This window comes from Brevirhabdus pacifica (genome assembly GCF_002797755.1).
In the GTDB taxonomy this organism is placed as follows: domain Bacteria; phylum Pseudomonadota; class Alphaproteobacteria; order Rhodobacterales; family Rhodobacteraceae; genus Brevirhabdus; species Brevirhabdus pacifica.
On the sequence record NZ_PGFI01000013.1, the window covers coordinates 330,692 to 350,238 of the forward strand.

At 64.1% G+C, this 19,547-nt stretch carries 23 protein-coding genes; 11 read left to right on the forward strand and 12 right to left on the reverse strand.

What is annotated here, in order from left to right; all coding sequences use genetic code 11:
- Positions 1-14 precede the first annotated feature (14 nt).
- Genes rph through CLV77_RS13385 form a run of 4 tightly spaced genes read left to right on the forward strand, consistent with a single transcriptional unit; the run spans position 15 to position 2,845 of the window.
- Positions 15-722 carry a ribonuclease PH gene (gene rph, locus CLV77_RS13370; protein WP_076979856.1) on the forward strand — a complete coding sequence of 236 codons (708 nt, stop codon included), beginning with the start codon at positions 15-17 and terminating at the stop codon, positions 720-722.
- On the forward strand, positions 722-1,342 hold the full coding sequence (rdgB, locus tag CLV77_RS13375) for an RdgB/HAM1 family non-canonical purine NTP pyrophosphatase (RefSeq protein ID WP_076979855.1): 621 nt from the start codon (positions 722-724) through the stop codon (positions 1,340-1,342). Before rph ends, rdgB begins: the two co-directional genes overlap by 1 nt.
- Positions 1,335-2,492, forward strand: a complete 1,158-nt coding sequence (gene hemW, locus CLV77_RS13380) for a radical SAM family heme chaperone HemW (RefSeq protein ID WP_076979854.1) — start codon at positions 1,335-1,337, stop codon at positions 2,490-2,492. The genes rdgB and hemW overlap by 8 nt, the downstream gene beginning before the upstream one ends.
- Entirely contained in the window at positions 2,492-2,845 is a 354-nt protein-coding gene (locus tag CLV77_RS13385) for a YbaN family protein (protein WP_076979853.1), read from the forward strand. Before hemW ends, CLV77_RS13385 begins: the two co-directional genes overlap by 1 nt.
- Here the strand turns inward: CLV77_RS13385 and CLV77_RS13390 are convergent.
- From CLV77_RS13390 to hemJ, 7 genes are all read right to left on the reverse strand, one after another.
- Complete coding sequence (locus CLV77_RS13390) at positions 2,820-3,737, reverse strand: ParB/RepB/Spo0J family partition protein (protein WP_076979852.1); 918 nt, start codon at positions 3,735-3,737, stop codon at positions 2,820-2,822. The genes CLV77_RS13385 and CLV77_RS13390 overlap by 26 nt on opposite strands.
- Complete coding sequence (locus tag CLV77_RS13395) at positions 3,727-4,530, reverse strand: ParA family protein (RefSeq protein WP_076979851.1); 804 nt, start codon at positions 4,528-4,530, stop codon at positions 3,727-3,729. Before CLV77_RS13395 ends, CLV77_RS13390 begins: the two co-directional genes overlap by 11 nt.
- Positions 4,520-5,152 (reverse strand): 16S rRNA (guanine(527)-N(7))-methyltransferase RsmG, encoded by a 633-nt coding sequence (rsmG, locus tag CLV77_RS13400; protein ID WP_076979850.1) that lies wholly within the window; start codon positions 5,150-5,152, stop codon positions 4,520-4,522. Before rsmG ends, CLV77_RS13395 begins: the two co-directional genes overlap by 11 nt.
- Entirely contained in the window at positions 5,130-6,995 is a 1,866-nt protein-coding gene (gene mnmG / locus CLV77_RS13405; RefSeq protein WP_076981087.1) for a tRNA uridine-5-carboxymethylaminomethyl(34) synthesis enzyme MnmG, read from the reverse strand. Before mnmG ends, rsmG begins: the two co-directional genes overlap by 23 nt.
- Positions 6,996-7,006: 11 nt before the next feature.
- Positions 7,007-8,302, reverse strand: a complete 1,296-nt coding sequence (gene mnmE, locus CLV77_RS13410; protein ID WP_076979849.1) for a tRNA uridine-5-carboxymethylaminomethyl(34) synthesis GTPase MnmE — start codon at positions 8,300-8,302, stop codon at positions 7,007-7,009.
- 48 nt (positions 8,303-8,350) lie between these two features.
- Positions 8,351-9,622: a transcription termination factor Rho gene (gene rho / locus CLV77_RS13415; protein ID WP_076979848.1), complete on the reverse strand. Its 1,272-nt coding sequence runs from the start codon at positions 9,620-9,622 to the stop codon at positions 8,351-8,353.
- A 270-nt stretch (positions 9,623-9,892) separates the two neighbouring features.
- Positions 9,893-10,345 carry a protoporphyrinogen oxidase HemJ gene (hemJ, locus tag CLV77_RS13420; RefSeq protein WP_076981086.1) on the reverse strand — a complete coding sequence of 151 codons (453 nt, stop codon included), beginning with the start codon at positions 10,343-10,345 and terminating at the stop codon, positions 9,893-9,895.
- Positions 10,346-10,765: 420 nt separating this feature from the next.
- On the opposite strand from hemJ, the gene CLV77_RS13425 reads away from it, so the two are divergent.
- Genes CLV77_RS13425 through dnaQ form a run of 4 tightly spaced genes read left to right on the forward strand, consistent with a single transcriptional unit; the run spans position 10,766 to position 13,521 of the window.
- On the forward strand, positions 10,766-11,365 hold the full coding sequence (locus CLV77_RS13425) for a Maf family nucleotide pyrophosphatase (protein ID WP_076979847.1): 600 nt from the start codon (positions 10,766-10,768) through the stop codon (positions 11,363-11,365).
- The gene (locus CLV77_RS13430) at positions 11,362-12,213 is read left to right on the forward strand and encodes a shikimate dehydrogenase (protein ID WP_076979846.1); all 852 of its coding nucleotides are present in this window, start codon (positions 11,362-11,364) and stop codon (positions 12,211-12,213) included. The genes CLV77_RS13425 and CLV77_RS13430 overlap by 4 nt, the downstream gene beginning before the upstream one ends.
- Positions 12,210-12,830: a dephospho-CoA kinase gene (gene coaE, locus CLV77_RS13435; protein ID WP_076979845.1), complete on the forward strand. Its 621-nt coding sequence runs from the start codon at positions 12,210-12,212 to the stop codon at positions 12,828-12,830. Before CLV77_RS13430 ends, coaE begins: the two co-directional genes overlap by 4 nt.
- On the forward strand, positions 12,823-13,521 hold the full coding sequence (dnaQ, locus tag CLV77_RS13440; protein ID WP_076979844.1) for a DNA polymerase III subunit epsilon: 699 nt from the start codon (positions 12,823-12,825) through the stop codon (positions 13,519-13,521). Before coaE ends, dnaQ begins: the two co-directional genes overlap by 8 nt.
- Positions 13,522-13,574: 53 nt before the next feature.
- Here the strand turns inward: dnaQ and secB are convergent, their stop codons facing one another.
- Both secB and CLV77_RS13450 read right to left on the reverse strand, forming a co-directional pair.
- The gene (gene secB / locus CLV77_RS13445; RefSeq protein WP_076979843.1) at positions 13,575-14,078 is read right to left on the reverse strand and encodes a protein-export chaperone SecB; all 504 of its coding nucleotides are present in this window, start codon (positions 14,076-14,078) and stop codon (positions 13,575-13,577) included.
- A 120-nt stretch (positions 14,079-14,198) separates the two neighbouring features.
- On the reverse strand, positions 14,199-14,735 hold the full coding sequence (locus CLV77_RS13450) for an FxsA family protein (protein WP_076979842.1): 537 nt from the start codon (positions 14,733-14,735) through the stop codon (positions 14,199-14,201).
- Positions 14,736-14,843: 108 nt separating this feature from the next.
- On the opposite strand from CLV77_RS13450, the gene CLV77_RS13455 reads away from it, so the two are divergent.
- The 3 genes from CLV77_RS13455 to CLV77_RS13465 are packed head-to-tail and all read left to right on the forward strand — an operon-like array spanning position 14,844 to position 17,164.
- Positions 14,844-15,506, forward strand: a complete 663-nt coding sequence (locus CLV77_RS13455; protein ID WP_076979841.1) for a Tim44/TimA family putative adaptor protein — start codon at positions 14,844-14,846, stop codon at positions 15,504-15,506.
- A complete protein-coding gene (mltA, locus tag CLV77_RS13460; RefSeq protein WP_076979840.1) occupies positions 15,503-16,531 on the forward strand; it encodes a murein transglycosylase A in 1,029 nt (342 codons plus the stop codon). The genes CLV77_RS13455 and mltA overlap by 4 nt, the downstream gene beginning before the upstream one ends.
- Positions 16,532-16,558: 27 nt before the next feature.
- On the forward strand, positions 16,559-17,164 hold the full coding sequence (locus CLV77_RS13465; protein WP_233128019.1) for a Smr/MutS family protein: 606 nt from the start codon (positions 16,559-16,561) through the stop codon (positions 17,162-17,164).
- 26 nt (positions 17,165-17,190) lie between these two features.
- Here the strand turns inward: CLV77_RS13465 and hslU are convergent, their stop codons facing one another.
- From hslU to trxA, 3 genes are all read right to left on the reverse strand, one after another.
- Positions 17,191-18,501: an ATP-dependent protease ATPase subunit HslU gene (gene hslU / locus CLV77_RS13470; RefSeq protein ID WP_076979838.1), complete on the reverse strand. Its 1,311-nt coding sequence runs from the start codon at positions 18,499-18,501 to the stop codon at positions 17,191-17,193.
- Positions 18,498-19,055 carry an ATP-dependent protease subunit HslV gene (gene hslV, locus CLV77_RS13475; protein WP_076979837.1) on the reverse strand — a complete coding sequence of 186 codons (558 nt, stop codon included), beginning with the start codon at positions 19,053-19,055 and terminating at the stop codon, positions 18,498-18,500. Before hslV ends, hslU begins: the two co-directional genes overlap by 4 nt.
- Before the next feature lie 129 nt (positions 19,056-19,184).
- Entirely contained in the window at positions 19,185-19,505 is a 321-nt protein-coding gene (gene trxA, locus CLV77_RS13480) for a thioredoxin (protein ID WP_076979836.1), read from the reverse strand.
- Positions 19,506-19,547: the final 42 nt, after the last annotated feature.

Genomic DNA, 19,547 nt, shown 5'->3' on the forward strand with positions numbered 1-19,547 from the left:
AAGGACGGTTTTGCATGCGCCCCTCAGGCCGACAGATAAGCGAATTGCGCCCGGTTTCAATCGAAACCGGGGTTATGAAACACGCCGAGGGCTCCTGCCTGATCCGCTGTGGTGACACCCACGTGCTGTGCACCGCCACCCTGGAAGAGCGCGTGCCGCCCTTCCTCAAGAACACCGGTCTTGGCTGGGTCACGGCCGAATACGGCATGCTGCCCCGCGCCACCAACACCCGTATGCGCCGTGAGGCCAAGAACGGCCAGTCCGGCCGCACCCAGGAGATCCAGCGCCTGATCGGCCGCAGCCTGCGTGCCGGGATCGACCGCTCGGCCCTGGGCGAACGTCAGATCAGCATCGACTGCGACGTGATCCAGGCCGACGGCGGCACCCGCTGCGCCTCGATCACCGGCGGCTGGGTCGCCCTGCGCCTTGCGGTCAACAAGCTGATGAAGGCCGGCGACATCACCAGCGATCCGCTGACCGACCACGTGGCCGCCGTCTCCTGCGGCGTCTACGCCGGGCAGACCATCCTTGATCTGGATTACGCCGAAGATTCCCAAGCTGGCACCGACGCCAACTTCGTGATGACCGGCAGCCACGGCCTGATCGAAATCCAGGGATCGGCCGAAGGTGCGACATTTTCGCGCACCCAGTTCGACGAGCTGATGAACCTTGCTGAGGCCGGGATCACCCAATTGGTCGAGGCCCAGAAGGCGGCCATCTGATGCGGCGCTTCTCCGGCGATACCCTGCTGATTGCGACCCACAACCAGGGCAAGCTGGAGGAGATCCGGCGCCTGCTGGCGCCTTACGACGTGAACGTCACCTCCGCGGCCGAGCATGACCTGCCCGAGCCCGAGGAGACCGAAGACAGCTTCGTCGGCAATGCCCGCATCAAGGCCCATGCCGCAGCCCGGGCCACCGGGCTGCCGGCCCTTTCCGACGACAGCGGGATCGAGATCGAGGCGCTTGGCGGCAAGCCGGGCGTCTACACCGCCGACTGGGCCGAAACGCCCGAAGGCCGCGATTTCGAAATGGCCATGCGCCGCACCTGGGACGAGCTTGAGCGGATCGCCGCCCCCTTCCCCCGCCGCGCCCGCTTTTGTTGCACCCTGGTCCTTGCATGGCCGGACGGCCATGACGAAGTATTCCCGGGCAAGATGGACGGGCAGATCGTCTGGCCGATGCGCGGTGAACAGGGCCATGGCTATGATCCGATCTTCCAGCCTGACGGGTTCGACCAGACCTTCGGCGAAATGGAACGCTGGCAGAAAAACCGCATCAGCCACCGGGCCGACGCCTTCGCGCAGCTGGTCGCAGGCTGTTTCGCAAACCCCGATGACTGAACCTTCACAAGGGGGTTTCGGCCTTTATCTGCATTGGCCCTTCTGCCAGGCAAAATGCCCCTATTGCGATTTCAACTCCCATGTCGTGGCCCGGATCGATCAGGAACAATGGGAAACCGCCTACCTGGCCGAGCTTGATCGCGCCGCGGCCGAGACACCGGACCGCATCCTCGACACCGTGTTCTTCGGCGGCGGCACGCCCAGCCTGATGTCCGCCAGCCTGGTCCAGGCGATCATGGACAGGATCCGCCGCAACTGGCGCCTCTCCAACAGCCTCGAAGTCACGCTGGAGGCCAACCCCACTTCGGTCGAGGCGGGCCGGTTCCAAGGCTACCGGCAGGCCGGGGTGAACCGCGTATCCATGGGAATTCAGGCTCTAAACAACGACGATTTGCGTCGCCTGGGCCGGCTGCACTCGGTCGAGGAAGCCCGCCGCGCCTTTGACTTCGCGCGAGAGACGTTCCCTCAGGTGAGCTTTGATCTGATCTACGCGCGCCAGGACCAAAGCCTTGCAGCCTGGGAGGAGGAATTGTCTTCCGCCCTCAACATGGCGGCCGATCATCTCTCGCTTTATCAACTGACGATCGAGGAAGGCACCGCCTTTGGCGAGCGTATGGCACGCGGTGGCTTGAAAGGCCTGCCGGACGAGGACACCGCCGCCGCGATGTTCGAGATGACCCAGGCCATGACCGCTGACGCCGGCCTGCCGGCCTACGAGATCTCAAACCACGCCCGGCCGGGCGCCGAATCCCGCCACAACATGATCTACTGGAAGGGCGGCGAATACGTGGGCGTCGGTCCCGGCGCCCACGGGCGTATCGTATCCGATGGTCAGCGTTACGCGACCGAGACCCATCTTGCGCCCGGGGCCTGGCTTCAGGCGGTGGAGCGGCAGGGGCACGGGGAAAGCCTCAGAACGGCTCTTACAAAGGCCGATCAGGGCGAAGAACTGCTACTGATGGGGCTTCGGATATCCGACGGTGTCTCGGTTTCCCAAGTTCAGGATCTTCTGGGCCGCCCCCTGCCCTATAGCGCAATCAAGCAGCTTTCAGATGACGGCTACCTCGTTCATGACGGCGATCGCCTACGGGTCACGGGCGCCGGTCGCCTGGTTCTGAACGGCGTGCTGCGCGAACTTCTGGCCGGCTGATGCGCGCGTTCTGGTTCATCATCGGAATGCTAAGCCTGATCCTCGGATTGGCGGGCATCCTGTTGCCCCTGCTGCCCACCGTGCCGTTCCTGCTGCTGGCCGCCTTCTGCTTTGCCCGCTCATCCCAGCGGGTGCACGCCTGGCTGATCGGGCATCCGCGCCTGGGCCCGCCCATCACCGATTGGCAGGAACGTGGTGCAATCGGCCCGAGGGCAAAACGGCTCGCCAGCCTATCGATCGGTCTGGCCTTCGCCCTGTCGGTCGCGATGGGCGTGCGTCCGCAAATCCTTGGAATTCAAGCCGCCGTATTGGTCGCCGTGACGATCTTTATCTGGACACGTCCATCGGCCTGACGTTCAGAAGCGCGATCAGCCCATCAAGCTGGTCCAGATCCTTGTAATTCAGGACCATTCGACCGCTTTCCTGGCCAGCCTGGTGCTCGATCCGTACCTCCAGACCGAGGTTCGCCGTCAGCTGATCCTCCAGCGCCAGCGTATCCGGATCGGTGGTTCGCCCACTGGACTTGCGCGACGCTTTGGGCGCGGCTGAGCTGCCGCCGCCCCCCTTGGCCAGATCTTCGGTTTGGCGCACCGACAGGCCCTTCGCGATCACTTGGCGGGCAAGCTCCGACGGGTTTTCCGTGGTGATGAGCGCCCGCGCATGCCCCGCGCTCAGCCGCCCCTGGCGCAGATGGTCCTGCACGTCTTCGGGCAACTGCAGCAGGCGCATGAGGTTCGCGATATGACTGCGCGACTTCCCAAGCGAGGCCGACAGACGTTCCTGCGTATGCCCGAACTTCTCCATCAACTGCTTGTAGCCGGCCGCCTCCTCCACCGCGTTCAGATCGGCGCGCTGGATGTTCTCGATGATCGCCAGCTCAAGGACCTCAGTATCGTCCAAGTCCCTGACAATAACTGGAATTTCATGAAGTTGGGCACGCTGGGCGGCGCGCCAGCGTCGTTCGCCCGCCACGATCTCGAACCGGTCCGCGCCGGCGGGGTGCGGACGAACGATCAGCGGTTGGATGATCCCCTTCTCGCGCACCGAATCCGTCAGTTCCTGCAGCGCCTGAGCCGAGAAATCGCGGCGCGGCTGGTCAGGGTTGGCAGCAATCTTCTCTATCGGAACCACGCGCTCGGCCGCCGCAGGTTCGCTTCGGGCCTTGCCGGGTTGCAGATCCACGTCGGCCATCAGTGCCGACAGGCCACGACCCAGGCCGCGGCGCTCCTGCTTTTTATCCGACATGCTGCACCCCGCGTTCACTGTGTTGTTTCATGATTTCCGTGGCCAGCGACTTGTAGGCGACGCTCCCGCGGGAGGTCGGATCATACTGGATCACCGGCATTGCATAGCTGGGCGCCTCGCTGACCCGAACATTTCGCGGAATCTTGGTCTTGAAGACCAGATCCCCAAGATTGTCCCGGGCATCCTCTTCAACCTGCCGCGCCAAGTTGTTGCGCGCGTCGAACATGGTCAGGACCACCCCCTCGATGCGCAAATCGGGGTTGGCCGTCTGACGTATCTCGCGGATCGACAGCATCAACTGGGACAGCCCCTCCAGCGCAAAGAACTCGCTTTGCAGCGGGATCAGCAAAGCATGCGCCGCGACCATGGCGTTCAGAGTGAGCAGGTTCAGCGAGGGCGGGCAATCGATCAGGACGAAATCGAACTTCTGGTCCTGAACTCCCTCCCGCAATGCCTTCTGAAGCAGAAATATCCGCTTTTCATGGGAAACCAGCTGCATATCGGCCGAGCTGAGGTCAGTTGTCGCCGGCGCGATCATCAACCGGTTGAACTTTGTCGGCCTTACCACGTCGGCAAGGGCGGTGCCTTCGATGATCAGGTCATACGTGGTGAATTCGCGGTCTTCCGGTTCGATCCCCAGGCCCGTCGATGCGTTACCTTGGGGGTCCAGATCCACGATCAGGACATTCAGCCCCTTTGAGGCCAGCGCAGCGCCCAGGTTGATCGTCGTGGTGGTCTTGCCCACCCCGCCCTTCTGATTAACGACTGCGATGATATGGGGTTCATTCTGCACGCTCGACCTCGCTTATTTCCAGAACGACAGCGTCTTCTTGTGTACGGCTTGGTCTAATCTGCGTCTGGAAACGCCACTGCGCAAGAGCTTCTTCGACTTCGTCCCGGTGCGTGCGCCCTTTTAGCAGAAGCGCCGTGGCCCCCGGGGCACCGTGTCGGTCAACATGCGCGAGCAAATGCTTCAATGGCGCCAGGGCACGGGCAGAGATGATATCGGCCCCAAGGGATGCCTGACGCTCAATTCTTTCGGCGATTACAGTAACGGGCGTGCTTGTTTCACGTGAAACACTGCGCAGGAACTCAGTCTTTCGCTGATCGGCCTCGAGCAGAGTGAATTTTCGATCCGGATGGGTTTCTGCCGATATGATGGCACAAACCAAACCTGGGAAACCGGCGCCACTGCCGATATCCAGCCAATGCTCGCCTGCTCGAGCGGGCAGCATGAGCTGCGCGCTATCAAGGATATGTCGCTCCCAAGCGTCCTGAATGGTCGAACGAGCAACTAAGTTGATCGATCGGTTCCACTTTTCCAGCAGCGCTTGGTATTGCTTAAGCTTGTCGATTGTTTCACGTGAAACAACCAAACCGTCGATGAGGGCTTCAGCCGGCTTTTTTGACGTCATGCTTCCTCAAATGGCCGAGTATCAGCATAAGTGCCGCAGGCGTGATGCCTTCAATCTGCGCAGCCTGGCCCAATGTTTCGGGCAGAGATGCCTGAAGTTTGCTCTTAACCTCGTTCGACAGCCCACGCACCAATTCGTAATCGAACCCGGGCGGGATCAGCCGCTGCTCATCCTTCCGTAGGGAATCGACATCGTGCTGCTGACGCTCCACATAATGGGCGTAGCGCGCGTCAGCCATCAACTGGGCGCGAATTTCCGGGGCAATCGCCTCCGCGCCTTCCACCAACGACATCACCTGCTCCGGGTCCTGATCGCTGTAAGACAGTAGGTCATAAGCCGAGCGGCGGGATCCGTCCTGCCGCACGGTTATGCCGCGGGCCTCAAGTTCGGTTGCGGAGTAGGCCCTCTCTTTAAGCATGGCCTCCCCGGCCGCCAGAAGGTCCATTTTCTCGAGGAACCGGGACCGACGCGACTCGCTGACGCAGCCCACCTCATCACCAAGTCCAGTCAATCTTTGGTCGGCATTGTCGGCCCGTAGCGAAAGCCGGAACTCAGCACGCGAGGTGAACATGCGATACGGCTCGGCAACGCCCTTGGTTACCAGGTCGTCGATCATAACGCCGATATAGGCCTCGGCCCGCCCAAGGACGAAATCGTCGTTACCCTGTGCAGCACTGGCCGCGTTGATCCCGGCCAGCAGGCCTTGGGCGGCCGCCTCTTCATAGCCGGTTGTTCCATTGATCTGCCCGGCCAGAAAGAGGCCCGGGATTTGCTTGCACTCCAGCGTCCGGCGCAAAGCACGTGGATCGATGTAATCATACTCGATCGCGTATCCGGGTTGAGTAATCTCAACATTTTCCAAGCCGCGGATGGAGCGGACGTAAGCTTCCTGCACATCAACTGGAAGAGAGGTTGAGATCCCGTTGGGGTAAACCGTGCTGGTGGTCAGCCCCTCTGGCTCAAGGAAGACCTGGTGGCTGTCCTTGTCGGCAAACCGCATGATCTTGTCTTCGATCGACGGGCAATAGCGGGGGCCAACCCCGCTGATATGACCGCCATACATGGCCGAGCGGCCGATGTTTTCAAGAATGATGTCATGGGTTTGGGCGTTGGTCGCCGTGACTCCGCAATCAACCTGGCGCAGCACTGGCGCCGCGCTGTCGAACGAGAAGAGGACCGGATCTTCGTCGCCCGGTTGGCGATCAACCACGGACCAGTCGATTGTCTTGCCGTCCAATCGTGGAGGGGTTCCCGTCTTCAGCCGACCAAGCGGAAGTTCGAACCCCTTCATCCTTTCGGCGAGTTTGAGGGATGCATTGTCGCCCATCCGCCCGCCGGTCCGGCGTTCTTCGCCGATATGGATTGTCCCGCCCAAGAAAGTGCCGGTGGTCAGAATGACGGAGGAAGCTGCGAGCCGGCTGCCATCTGCGAGGATCACGCCCGTTACCCGCCCGCCATCCATGGTCAGGTCGGCGACCTCCCCCTCGACGATGCGGAGATGTTCCAGCCTGCTAAGCAGGTCCTGGATTGCGGCCTTGTACGCCTCACGATCAGCTTGGGCACGCGGTCCTTGGACGGCCGGACCTTTGCGGCGGTTCAGAAGACGGAACTGGATACCGGCACGATCGGCGGCCTTGCCCATGATGCCATCAAGCGCGTCGATCTCGCGAACCAAGTGCCCCTTGCCCAGCCCGCCAATCGCCGGGTTGCACGACATGACGCCAAGGTCGCCGCGCTTCAGTGTAACAAGGATCGTGGGAACGCCCATCCGCGCGCTGACAGCGGCGGCCTCGCATCCTGCGTGACCACCTCCGACAACGATAACCGGGTACCGATGTTTCACGTGAAACACTCCTACTTTCCCAGACAGAAGCTGCTGAAAATCTCATCCAGCACGTTTTCGACATCGACGCGCCCGATCAGCGCATCGAGGGTGCGCAGAGCGATCCTGATGTGCTCGGCGCCCAATTCGGCAAAATCAGACTCGCCTTCTACTATACGCGTCGCCTCGGTCAAAGACGAAACTGTGCGGGTCATGGCCACCCGGTGACGCTCTTTCACCGCACTGGCGGCGGAGGTCGCACGGGTCGAAAGCCGCTCCTCGATCATCCGCAAAAGCTGCCCTACCCCTTCGCCGGACTTACCCGAGACGCCGATGACGTCGGTGGATGCGGGGGGATTAAGATCGGCCTTGGCACGGACGACTAGATCGCCGGCCTCCGGCGACAGGTCGACACCCTCGCCCTCCACATCCAGAAAGACGCGCAGGTCTGCCTTACGCGCCCGGTCGATTGCCCGCTCGATCCCCAGGGCTTCAACCCGGTCCTCAGTGCTGCGCAGACCGGCGGTGTCCAGCATGGTGACAGCGAGGCCGCCCAGGTCCATGCGCACCTCCACAATATCCCGGGTTGTGCCCGCGATGTCCGAGGTGATGGCCGCATCACGCCCCGCAAACGCGTTAAGCAGGGTCGATTTCCCGGCATTCGGGGGGCCGATGATCGCAACCTCGAACCCGTCGCGCACCCGCTCTGCGGCGAAGGATCCGGCAATCTCACGCTCCAGTTCAGCCTGGACGCGCGTTAGCAGCTCCAGCACCTCGGGGGTCACGTCAGTGGGTACGTCCTCGTCGGCGAAATCGATGGTCGCCTCGATCAGAGCGGCGGCGCGGATGAGGTCGCGGCGCCATGCCTCGGTCTTTCGGCCAAGTTCCCCATCCAGGACGCGGAGGGCCTGGCGGCGCTGGGATTCGGTTTCGGCCTCGATCAGGTCGCCAAGCGCCTCCACCTGGGTCAGGTCCAGCCGGCCGTTTTCCAGTGCGCGGCGGGTGAACTCGCCGGGTTCGGCCAGGCGCAGCCCCTCGAATTCAGACAGTTCCCGCGACAGCGCGGCCAGCGTCGCCATGCTGCCGTGGATATGAAGCTCTGCCGACTGCTCGCCGGTGAAACTTGCGCCCTCAGCAAAGGTCAGGACAAGCGCCTCGTCCAGATAATCGCCTTTGCGGTCGCGCAGCTTGCGCAGCGAGGCGACGCGCGGCGCCGGCAGCGCACCCGCAAGACTTTCGACGACCGCCCAGGCTCGGGGGCCGGAAATGCGGACAACGGTCACGCCTGCCTTGCCGCGGCCAGACGCTGTGGCAAAGACGGTATCCATCTGTTAAACCTCTGATTTAAAACGCTAATGCGTCTTTCAGCAGCCCTGTCAGGTGTTCATCGAATCGAAGAACTCGGAATTGGACTTGGTCTGCTTGAGCTTCGAGATCAAGAACTCGATCGCATCAGTGGTGCCCATCGGGTTGAGGATGCGGCGCAGGACATAGGTTTTCTGAAGATCGATCTTGTCGACCAGCAGCTCTTCTTTCCGGGTGCCGGACTTGAGGATGTCCATCGCCGGGAAGACGCGCTTGTCGGCGACCTTGCGGTCCAGCACGATCTCGGAGTTGCCGGTGCCCTTGAACTCTTCGAAGATCACCTCGTCCATGCGGCTGCCGGTATCGATCAGCGCGGTCGCGATGATGGTGAGCGAGCCGCCCTCCTCGATGTTCCGTGCGGCACCGAAGAAGCGTTTGGGCCGTTGCAGGGCGTTGGCGTCGACACCGCCGGTCAGCACCTTGCCCGAGGACGGGACGACGGTGTTGAAGGCACGGCCGAGGCGCGTGATCGAGTCCAGCAGGATGACGACATCGCGCTTGTGCTCGACCAGCCGCTTGGCCTTTTCGATCACCATCTCCGAGACGGCCACGTGACGGGTCGCAGGTTCGTCGAAGGTCGAGGAGACGACCTCGCCCTTGACCGAACGCTGCATGTCGGTGACTTCTTCGGGGCGTTCGTCGATCAGCAGGACGATCAGGTAGCACTCGGGGTGGTTCTTCTCGATCGAGTGGGCAATGTTCTGCAGAAGAACCGTTTTACCCGTACGCGGCGGCGCCACGATCAGCGAACGCTGGCCCTTGCCGATGGGCGAGACCAGATCGATGATCCGGGCCGAACGGTCCTTGGTGGTGGGATCGTCCAGCTCCATCTTCAGACGCTCATCGGGGTAGAGCGGCGTCAGGTTGTCAAAGGCGACCTTGTGGCGCGCACGCTCGGGATCCTCGAAGTTGATCTTCTCGACTTGGGTCAGGCCGAAATACCGCTCGGTGTCGCGGGGGGCGATGATCACGCCCTCGATCGTGTCGCCGGTGCGCAGCGAGAACTGACGGATCATCTCGGGCGAGACGTAGATGTCATCGGGACCGGGCAGGTAGTTCGCCTCGGGCGAGCGCAGGAAGCCGAACCCGTCCTGCATCACCTCAAGCACGCCGTCGCCACCGATCACCCAGCCATCCTCGGCCTGTTCCTTGAGGATCTGGAACATCATGTCGCCCTTGCGCATGGTCGACGCGTTGTCGATCTCAAGCTCTTCGGCCATGGACAGCAGATCCTTGGGGCTTTTGGCCTTCAGGTCGGACAGGTTCAAACGTTCGGTGGTCATGGGTAGGGTTCCGCATTCAGGCACCCGGGAACGGGCGGCTGCAACATCAGGTCTCGATGGAAGATACCGGTGCCCGGACGGGCTGGTCCCACATCCCCTACAGTCCCGGCGCGGCCGAGTCAAACCCGCTGGCGTCCCCAGGGGTGCCACGGGGGCCAGAGACCCCTCAGCGGGCCGCTGGTGGCGCCCCAGGGTCTGCGGGCATCTGGCGGGGGCTCAGGGGGGCGGCCTGGGGCGAGCCCCTGTCAGGAGACCAGGATCAGATGTTCGTCAGAAAGGCCGGGCGATGACCGAGACCACGATCACGATCAGAAGCAGCGTCGGCACCTCGTTCATCATCCGGTAATGCCTGCCGCTCTTGAGATTGCTGCCGGCGGCAAATTCCTTGCGCCGTTTGCCACACCAATGGTGGAACCAGGTCATTGCCAGCACCGACGCGGCCTTGGTCCAGGGCCAACCCTGGGTCCAGTCGACGATCCCCGGCGTCAGGACCAGCATCAGGCCAAAGATCCAGGTCGCGATCATTGCCGGTGCCATGATCACGCGCAGCAGCTTGAATTCCATCATCTGGAACAGGGCGTCCGTCTCGGTGCCCTCGCGCACCTTTTCTGCGTGATGGACGAACAGTCTGGGCAGGTAGAACAGGCCAGCCATCCAGGCGATGACCGAGATCACGTGCAGGGACTTGGTCCATGGGTAAAGCGTGCTGAGAAGGTCGGTCATCAGGTCTGTCATGCGGGTCCCGGGGTTTTCCCTTCTTAAGATAAGAAAGAGAGAAAGAAAGATATGATGATTTAGTATGGCCAGTGGATACTGTGGATTAACCACTTATCCAAGCAAGGCGACCTCTGCGTCACCCCAACTTGGAAAAAACCATGAAGAACCTCGCGTAGGAGGAGTCCAAGCCTCTGAGTCAAAATCATTTTCCGCTATCCGGATCTGTGGATAACTTTGTGGGCGAAAGGCGTATGCGTGCTGGACGACCGGATTCAACGCACATCCGGGGACAGTTGCGTGCACATGGAGGAAGAGGGGTATCAACGCCGGGAGAAATGGGGAGGAATCCGGCGGGGGCTGTTTTCCTGTTAATCATTTGCTAACGCTCCACGGGAACAAAGCTGACTTATCCACGGGTTCCTGCACATGGCGGCACAGATCATCCTCGCGTCCACCTCGGCCATACGCCGTCAGCTGCTGGAGAACGCGGGCGTCAGCTTTACCGCCCTGCCCCCGCGCGTCGACGAGCAGGCGATCAAGCAGGCGTTGGCCGACGAAGGTGCAACACCCCGCGACGTTGCCGACACCCTAGCCGAGTACAAGGCCCGCAAGGTCAGCGACAAGAACCCCGGCGCGCTGGTGATCGGCGCTGACCAGGTGCTGGAAATCGGGGGCGAGATTCTGGACAAGCCGCGCGACGCCGAGGAGGCGCGCGCCCAGCTTCTGCGCCTGCGGGGCCGGCCGCACAGGCTTCTGTCGGCGGCGGTGATCTATCGCGACGGCGAACCCCTGTGGCGCACTGTCGGTATCGTCCGCCTGACCATGCGCGACTTTTCAGATGAATTCCTGTCGGATTATATGGGGCGGAACGGGGCCGGGCTGACCAGCTCGGTCGGGGGATACAAGCTGGAGGAAGAGGGCGTGCGTTTGTTCAGCCGGGTCGAGGGCGACTATTTCTCGGTTCTGGGCCTGCCTTTGGTCGAGATCCTGAACTACCTGACATTGCAGGGCGAGATCGACGGATGAGCGAGAATGTGATCCCGCTTGCCGGCGTCATCGGCCACCCGATCGCGCACAGCCGCTCCCCCCGGCTGCATGGGTATTGGCTGAGCCATTACGGGCTGAACGGTCACTACATTCCGATGGACGTGGCCCGCGACGATCTGGAGCGGGTGCTGCGCACCCTGCCCCGCATGGGGTTTCGCGGCGTCAACATCACCATCCCCCACAAGGAACGCGCGTTGGAGCTGGCCGATCTGGTCACGGACCGTGCCGCGCTGATCGGGGCCGCCAACACCTTGATTTTCCGGGCCGACGGCAAGATCCACGCGGATAACACCGACGGCTATGGTTTTATCGAGAACCTGCGCCAGCATGCGCCCGGATGGCAGGCCGATGCCGGGCCCGCGGCGGTGCTTGGATCGGGCGGGGCCTCGCGCGCGGTGGTCTGCGCGCTTCTGGACGCCGGCGCGCCCGAGGTGCGGCTGACCAATCGCACCCGTGCCCGGGCGGAGCAGATCCGTGGCGACCTGGGCGCGCGGATCACGGTCTTCGACTGGTCACAGGCCGGCAACATGCTGGACGAGGCCGCGACCGTGGTGAATACGACCTCCCTGGGAATGGAGGGTCAGCCGCCCCTGCGGGTGCCGCTTGACGGTCTGTCCCCCTCCGCGCTTGTCACCGACCTGGTCTATGCACCCCTGGAAACCCCGCTGCTGGCCCAGGCGCGAGAGCGCGGCTGCACCACCGTGGACGGGCTGGGAATGCTGTTGCACCAGGCCGTTCCGGGGTTTGAACGCTGGTTCGGCCAGCGCCCCGAAGTGACCGACGCCCTGCGGGCGCATGTCATGGCCAACACGGGGCCGCAGACGTGACGCGACCGCACCTGATCGGGCTCACCGGTTCCATCGGCATGGGAAAGTCGACGACGGCGGGACTTTTCGCCGCCGAAGGGGTGCCGGTCTGGGATGCCGATGCGGCGGTGCACCGCCTTTATGGTCCTGGCGGGGCTGCCGTCGCCCCACTGGCGCGGATCTGTCCCGATGCGATTGTCGAGGATGCGACCGGCCAGGCTATTGTGGACCGCCAGCGCCTCAAGGACTGGATCGCCCGGGACGACGCCGCCCTGCCCCGGATCGAGGCGATCGTTCACCCGCTGGTCGGCGCCGATCGCGCCGCATTTCTGGACGAGGCCGCGCGCGCCGGCGCAGACATCGTGGTTCTTGATATCCCGCTGATCTTCGAAACCGGCGCCGCCGACCGTTTCGACACGCTGGTCGTGGTCAGCGCGCCGGCCGAGGTGCAGCGCGCCCGCGTCCTCGCCCGGGGCACCATGACCGAGGCCGAGTTCGAGAATATCCTGGCCCGCCAGGTTCCCGATGCCGAAAAGCGCCGCCGCGCCGATCACGTCATTCCGACCACGACCCTTGAAGCCGCCGCCGCCGCCGTGCGACAGATCCTTGAGCAGATCAGGGGAAATCGCGATGCGTGAAATCGTTCTGGATACGGAAACCACCGGGCTTGACCCCTTCGACGGCCACCGCATCGTCGAGATCGGGGCCGTGGAACTTCTGAACCACATGCCCACGGGCCGGACCTTTCACAAATACATCAATCCCCAGCGCAGCATGCCGCAGGAAGCGTTCCAGGTGCACGGGCTGGGCGACGAGTTTCTGGCCGACAAGCCGCTCTTCGCCGCCATCGCGGACGAATTCCTCAGCTTTGTTGGCGAGGCACGGCTGGTGATCCACAACGCCTCGTTCGACATGAAATTCCTCAACGCCGAGCTGGACTGGTGCAAGCGCACGAAGCTGCCGATGACCCAAGCGCTGGACACGCTGGCCATCGCGCGCAAGCGTTTTCCCGGCGCACCCTCGTCGCTGGATGCGCTTTGCCGGCGCTTTGCCATCGACAACTCGGCACGGACGCTGCACGGCGCATTGCTCGACTCCGAGATCCTGGCCGAGGTCTATCTTGAGCTTATCGGCGGCCGGCAGCCCGATTTCGCGCTGAATGTGCGCAGTTCGGGTAGTGGCGACGATCAGGGCGCGGGCGACTGGCGCCCCGCCCCGCGCCCGACGCCCCTGCCCTCGCGTCTGACCGCGGCCGAGGCAGAGGCCCATGCCGCGTTTGTCGCCAAGCTGGGCGATGCGCCCCTGTGGTTGAAGGAAGGCCGCGGCTAAACCGCGGCGGTCGGGCGGCCCGGAACGCGTCCGGCCCGGCCCGTAAGGCCCGATCAGGCCGTGCCGGCGCTTTCGGCTTGGGCGCGGCGTGCCAGTTCCTGGCGATAGAGGGCCACGAAATCGATCTGTTCCAGGTTCAGCGGGGCGAAGCCACCGTCACGGGTGACGTCGCTGACGACCCGGCGGAGGTAGGGGAACAGCATCCGCGGGCATTCGATCATCAGGAAGGGGTGAAGCTGCTCGTCGGGCAGGTTCTCGATGTTGAAGACACCTGCATAATCGATCTCGAGGATGAAGATCGGCTTCTGGTCCGAGGCATTATTGCTTTTGCACGACAGCTTGATCGCGACCTCGTACTGGGTCTCGCCGCGCTTGCGCGCGTCCAGGTTCACCTGGATGGCGATCTCGGGCTTCACCTCACCCGAGAAACCGCTTTGCGAGGCGACGTTCTCGAAGGACATGTCGCGGATGAACTGGCCCACGATCTGCATCTTGACCTGCGGTGCTTCCGCCGCCCCGTTACCACCGGCCGCGCCGTTTTCCGTCTGATCCGCCATCTGCTGTCGCTCCGCTTGAAATGATCTTTGGCCAAGGCATAGCAGGTCGCCCGCAGCGCCTCAATCAGGGATGGTGCGACGGGCGCGACCCTCGGTCGCAACCCGGAGAACAGTCGCCGCTCACTCCTCGGGGCGGGTCCAGCCTGAGGGTTTTGCCAACGGATCGCGGGGTGTCGCGGGGCGGTTAGGGGCGGGTTCCGTCACCTCGTATTCGCCGTCGATCACGTCGGGTCGGCCGCCGCCCGGACCGCGCCCGGGACCCTGGCCGCCGGCGCCCCGGAAGGGATCGGGCCCGGTCGAGAAGCTCGTCACCTTGACCCGTGCCTTTACCCAGCGGAAGACGGCCGCGCGCACAGCGGGGATCAACAGGGCAAAGCCCACCGAATCCGTGAAAAAACCGGGTGTCAGCAGAAGCGCGCCGGAAAACAGGATCATCGCGCCATGGGCCAGCGGCTCGGTCGGGTCGCGCACCTCGTTGAAGGATTGCTTGACCTGTCCCAGCGCCAGCAACCCCTGAGAGCGGACCAGCCAGGAGCCCAGGATCGCCGTCAGTATGACGATAAGCAGGGTCGGCCACAGCCCGATGAAGCCCCCGACCTGGATGAACAGGGCGATTTCGATCAGCGGAACGGCGACGAACGCCACGAACAGCCACATGGCTATACCTCATCTATCGTGAACCGGGCGGAGTGGACTTGCCCCATTGGCTGACATACATATGAGCGGCAGCGCCAAGTTACCATGCGCCCAGGCCAAGAGGAATTCATGAGTTCAGCCTTCATTCAGCTTCTGGTCCTGGCGGGGATCGCTATTTTTCTCATCCTGCGGCTCAAGAACGTGCTTGGCACGCGGGACGGGTTCGAGAAGCCGCCGCTGACCAAGGCGCCTGCGGGCTCGCCGACGGTGCAGCGCGATTTCGAGGTGATCGAGGGCGGTCCCGACAACGAGATCGCCGATTACGTCCCCGAGGAAAGCGAGGCCGCCAAGGCCCTTGCCGCCATGAAGCTGGCTGAGCCCGGTTTCTCGATCCGCGAGTTCCTCGAAGGGGCCAAGGGCGCCTACGAGATGATCCTGATGGGGTTCGAGCGGGGCGACATCAAGCAGATCGAACCGTTCCTCGCCGACGAGGTGCGCGACAGCTTTGTCGACGTGATCGGTCAGCGCGAGGACCAGGGCCTGTCGATCGAGGCGAATTTCGTCGGCCTGCGTGAGGTTTCGCTGGAGGACGCGACCTACGACCGCGCCACCGGCGAGGGTGAGATTACCGTGCGTTTCGTGGGCGAGCTGACTTCGGCCGTGCGCGACGCCAGCGGTGAAATCATCGAAGGCAACCCAAACGAAATCAAGCGCCAGCGCGACGTTTGGACGTTCGGGCGCGTGATGGGCTCGGAAGACCCGAACTGGCAGCTGGTGGCCACCGGCGGATGACCCCGGCCCTCGGGGCACCGCTGGCGCTTCTCCTGGGGGCGTTTCTCATGACCTCGGCATGGGCGGAAACGCCCCAGACAATCCTTCGCTTCGAGGATCTCGACGGCTGGGCCGAGGATGACCACCAGGCCGCGCTGGACGTTTTCCTGAACACCTGCCCCGACCTGCCGGACCCCGAATGGCAATCGCTTTGTGCTTTGGCGCAGGGCCGGCCCAACGCCCGCACCTTTTTCGAGCTGTTCTTCCGCCCGGTGCTTGTGGGGGGCGACGATCCGGCCCTTTTCACCGCCTATTTCGAACCCGAACTCGAGGGCGCCAGCACCCCCGACGGGCGCTATCGCTATCCCCTCTACACCCGCCCGCCCGAGCTGGACGGGCAGTGGTTCACCCGCGCCGAGATCGAGGATCAGGCCCTGCTCGCCGGACGCGGGCTGGAGATTGCTTGGGTCGACGATCCGGTCGACGTCTTCTTCCTTCAGATCCAGGGATCGGGCCGCATCCGCCTGCGTGACGGCAGCATGGTGCGCGTGGGTTACGGCGGGGCCAACGGCCATCCCTATCGCTCCATCGGGCAGGAGTTGATCCGCCGGGGCCTGTTCAAGGCGCACCAGGTGTCAGCCCAGGTGATCCGCAACTGGGTCCGCCGCAATCCCGAGGAGGGGCGCGCCCTGTTGCAGCACAACCCGTCCTTTGTCTTTTTCCGCCGGATCGGCAACGTGCCCGCCCATCAGGGGCCACTGGGGGCGATGAACCGTTCGATCACGCCGATGCGGACCGTGGCAGTGGATCCCGCCTTCACGCCGCTGGGCGCCCCGGTCTGGATCGAGAAGGGGGGCCGCAACCCGTTGCGGCGGCTGATGATTGCCCAGGATACCGGCTCTGCCATCAAGGGCGCGCAGCGGGCCGACATCTTTTTCGGGACCGGCAAGGCCGCGGGTCGCGCCGCGGGCAGGGTGCGCGATGCCGGGCGCATGGTCGTGCTTCTGCCGATCGAGACCGCTTTCGCCCGCGTTCCGGAGGGCTGAGCCGTGGCCGGGCGGAGGAAACGCGGGTTGAGGCCCGAGGAGGAGGAGCTTTGGCGCAAGGTGGCCCGGGGCGCGACCCCGCTGGTCCGGCCGCGCACCAAGCTGGGCATGTCGCTGGACGATGACAGCGCCAAACCCGCCGCATCCGACGCGGGCAAGCCCCGGGCCGGATCGGGAACGGATCCAATCCAACCGTTCGAAGTGGGGCAGAAATCGCGCGGGCAGGCCGGGTCGCGCGCGCTGATGTCAGGCGAGGGTGCCGGCAAGCCCTCTGGCGCCGCCCTGCGGATGGACCGCAAGTCCTTTGGCAAGATGAAGCGCGGCAAGCTGCGTCCCGAAGGGCGCATCGACCTGCACGGAATGACCCTGGACCAGGCCCAGCCCGCCCTGACCGGATTCATTCTTGAGGCCCATGCAAGGGGCAAGCGACTGGTGCTTGTGATCACGGGCAAGGGACGGACCAGCCGCGACAGCGGCGGCCCGGTGCCCGAGCGGGGCGGCGTCCTGCGCCGGCAGGTGCCGCTGTGGCTGGGGCAGGGCGCGCTGAAATCCGCAATCCTGCAAGTCACCCCGGCCCATATCAGCCACGGCGGCGAGGGGGCCTATTACGTCTACCTCGCCCGCCGGAAGTAGGCCGATCCGACCCCGCCGGCCCCGGCCTACAGCACGTAGCGGCTGAGGTCGGACGAACGGGTCAGTTCACCCAGGTTATCCTCGACAAACTGCGCGTCCACCGTCACCTCGGCGCCCGAGCGGTCGGGCGCGTGAAAGCTCAGCTCCTCGAACACCCGCTCCATCACGGTGTAAAGACGCCGCGCGCCGATATTCTCCACCGACTGGTTCACATCCGCCGCGATGCGGGCCAGGGCGGCAATCCCCTCGGGGGTGAAGGTAACAGCCACCTCCTCGGTCGCCATCAGGGCGGCATACTGGCGGGTCAGGGCGTTGTCAGTCTCGGTCAGGATGCGCACGAAATCCTCTTCGGTCAGCGCCCGCAGCTCGACCCGGATCGGCAGGCGGCCCTGTAGTTCGGGCAGCAGGTCCGAGGGCTTTGCAATGTGGAACGCGCCCGAGGCGATGAACAGGATATGGTCGGTCTTGACCGGCCCGTGCTTCGTGCTGACGGTCGTGCCCTCGATCAGGGGCAGCAGGTCGCGCTGCACGCCTTCGCGGCTGACGTCACCGCCGCGTGCATCGGCGCGGGCGCAGACCTTGTCGATCTCGTCCAGAAAAACGATGCCGTTCTGCTCGACCGCCTCAATGGCGGCGCGGTTGACGGTCTCGTCGTCCAGCAGCTTGTCGGCCTCTTCGCCGATCAGGATGTCATAGCTTTCGGCCACAGTGGTGCGCTTCTTGGTGGTGCGCCCGCCAAAAGCCTTGCCGAAGATGTCGCCCAGGTTCATGCCGCCCATTCCGCCACCGCCGGGCTGGCCGGGGATGTGCATCATCGGAAGGCTGGGGCCCGCGTCGGCAACCTCGATCTCGATCTCGGTATTGTCCAGCTCTCCGGATTTCAGCTTCTTGCGATACATCTCGCGGGTGCCCTCGCGCGCCTGGTCACCGACCAGCGCGTCGATCACGCGGTCCTCGGCGGCCTTGTGGGCGGCGGATTTCACATCCTCGCGCATGTGCTCGCGGGTCATCGCAATGGCGCTGTCCAGCAGGTCGCGGACGATCTGCTCGACATCGCGTCCGACATAGCCGACCTCGGTGAACTTGGTGGCCTCGACCTTGATGAAGGGCGCGCGCGCCAGCTTGGCCAGCCGGCGGCTGATCTCGGTCTTGCCGACGCCGGTGGGGCCGATCATCAGGATGTTCTTGGGATAAACCTCGTCGCGCAGCTCGGGGCCCAGCTGCTTGCGGCGCCAGCGGTTGCGCAGGGCCACCGCAACGGCCCGTTTGGCATCCTTCTGACCGATGATGAAACGGTCCAGTTCGGAAACGATCTCGCGCGGGGTCAGGTCGGTCATTTGTCGATGCTCTCCACGGTCAGGTTGCCGTTGGTATAGACACAGATGTCGGCGGCGATCGCCATTGCCTTGCGGGCGACCTGTTCGGCGTCCAGATCGGTTTCCATCAGGCCCCGCGCGGCGGCCAGCGCGAAATTCCCGCCCGAGCCGATGGCGGCCACGTCGTTCTCGGGCTCCAGCACGTCGCCGGCACCCGTGATCACAAGAAGGTCGGTGCCGTCGGTGACGATCAGCATCGCCTCCAGTTTCTGGAGATACTTGTCGGTGCGCCAGTCCTTCGCCAGTTCGACCGAGGCGCGGGCCAGTTGGCCCGGCGTCGCCTCAAGCTTGGTTTCCAGCCGCTCCAGCAGGGTGAAGGCATCGGCTGTCGAACCGGCAAAGCCAGCCACCACGTCATGGCCGCCGGGCGACAGGCGCCGCACCTTGCGGGCGGTGCCCTTGATCACGGTCTGGCCCAGGCTGACCTGTCCGTCGCCAGCCACCACCACGCGGCCACCGCGACGTACGCCGATGATCGTGGTGCCGTGCCAGCCGGGGAAATCTGTCTCTGCCATCCGGGAAACTCCTGCGACAAGGGCCTGGGGATGAGGCCAAAGCAAAGGGCGCCCGCGGGCGCCCGGAAACCGCCCCGGACCAACCGTGCGAAGGCACGGCGTGGACCGGGGCGAAGAAAGACGTCAGGCTCAGATAGCCTCGTCGATCCAGCTCTGAAGTGCGGCCTTGGGCGCGGCGCCGACCTTGTTCGAGATGACTTCGCCATCCTTGAACATGAAGAGGGCGGGAATGCCGCGAACACCAAGCTGTGCCGGCGAGTTCGGGTTCTCGTCCACGTTGACCTTCACGATCTTGACCTTGCCGTCATACTGGTCCGACAGCTCTTCCAGCGCGGGGCCGATCTGCTTGCAAGGGCCGCACCATTCGGCCCAGAAATCCACGACGACGGGCACGTCGGACTGGCGGACGATTTCGTCGAAATTCGCATCGGTGGCGGCAACAGTTGCCATTGGCAGTCCCTCCTTGGGGTTTGGCGCGAGGGCTCTCGCGTC

Coding starts and splice junctions, on each gene's coding strand:
- CLV77_RS13385 (WP_076979853.1), top strand. CDS start 2,492: ATGCGCGCGTTCTGGTTCATCATCGGAATGCTAAGCCTGATCCTCGGA.
- trxA (WP_076979836.1), bottom strand. CDS start 19,505: ATGGCAACTGTTGCCGCCACCGATGCGAATTTCGACGAAATCGTCCGC.
- mnmE (WP_076979849.1), bottom strand. CDS start 8,302: ATGGATACCGTCTTTGCCACAGCGTCTGGCCGCGGCAAGGCAGGCGTG.
- CLV77_RS13425 (WP_076979847.1), top strand. CDS start 10,766: ATGGCGGCACAGATCATCCTCGCGTCCACCTCGGCCATACGCCGTCAG.
- CLV77_RS13455 (WP_076979841.1), top strand. CDS start 14,844: ATGAGTTCAGCCTTCATTCAGCTTCTGGTCCTGGCGGGGATCGCTATT.
- mltA (WP_076979840.1), top strand. CDS start 15,503: ATGACCCCGGCCCTCGGGGCACCGCTGGCGCTTCTCCTGGGGGCGTTT.
- hemJ (WP_076981086.1), bottom strand. CDS start 10,345: ATGACCGACCTTCTCAGCACGCTTTACCCATGGACCAAGTCCCTGCAC.
- rdgB (WP_076979855.1), top strand. CDS start 722: ATGCGGCGCTTCTCCGGCGATACCCTGCTGATTGCGACCCACAACCAG.
- rsmG (WP_076979850.1), bottom strand. CDS start 5,152: ATGACGTCAAAAAAGCCGGCTGAAGCCCTCATCGACGGTTTGGTTGTT.
- CLV77_RS13430 (WP_076979846.1), top strand. CDS start 11,362: ATGAGCGAGAATGTGATCCCGCTTGCCGGCGTCATCGGCCACCCGATC.
- hslV (WP_076979837.1), bottom strand. CDS start 19,055: ATGGCAGAGACAGATTTCCCCGGCTGGCACGGCACCACGATCATCGGC.
- dnaQ (WP_076979844.1), top strand. CDS start 12,823: ATGCGTGAAATCGTTCTGGATACGGAAACCACCGGGCTTGACCCCTTC.
- CLV77_RS13390 (WP_076979852.1), bottom strand. CDS start 3,737: ATGTCGGATAAAAAGCAGGAGCGCCGCGGCCTGGGTCGTGGCCTGTCG.
- rho (WP_076979848.1), bottom strand. CDS start 9,622: ATGACCACCGAACGTTTGAACCTGTCCGACCTGAAGGCCAAAAGCCCC.
- CLV77_RS13450 (WP_076979842.1), bottom strand. CDS start 14,735: ATGTGGCTGTTCGTGGCGTTCGTCGCCGTTCCGCTGATCGAAATCGCC.
- secB (WP_076979843.1), bottom strand. CDS start 14,078: ATGGCGGATCAGACGGAAAACGGCGCGGCCGGTGGTAACGGGGCGGCG.
- rph (WP_076979856.1), top strand. CDS start 15: ATGCGCCCCTCAGGCCGACAGATAAGCGAATTGCGCCCGGTTTCAATC.
- hslU (WP_076979838.1), bottom strand. CDS start 18,501: ATGACCGACCTGACCCCGCGCGAGATCGTTTCCGAACTGGACCGTTTC.
- hemW (WP_076979854.1), top strand. CDS start 1,335: ATGACTGAACCTTCACAAGGGGGTTTCGGCCTTTATCTGCATTGGCCC.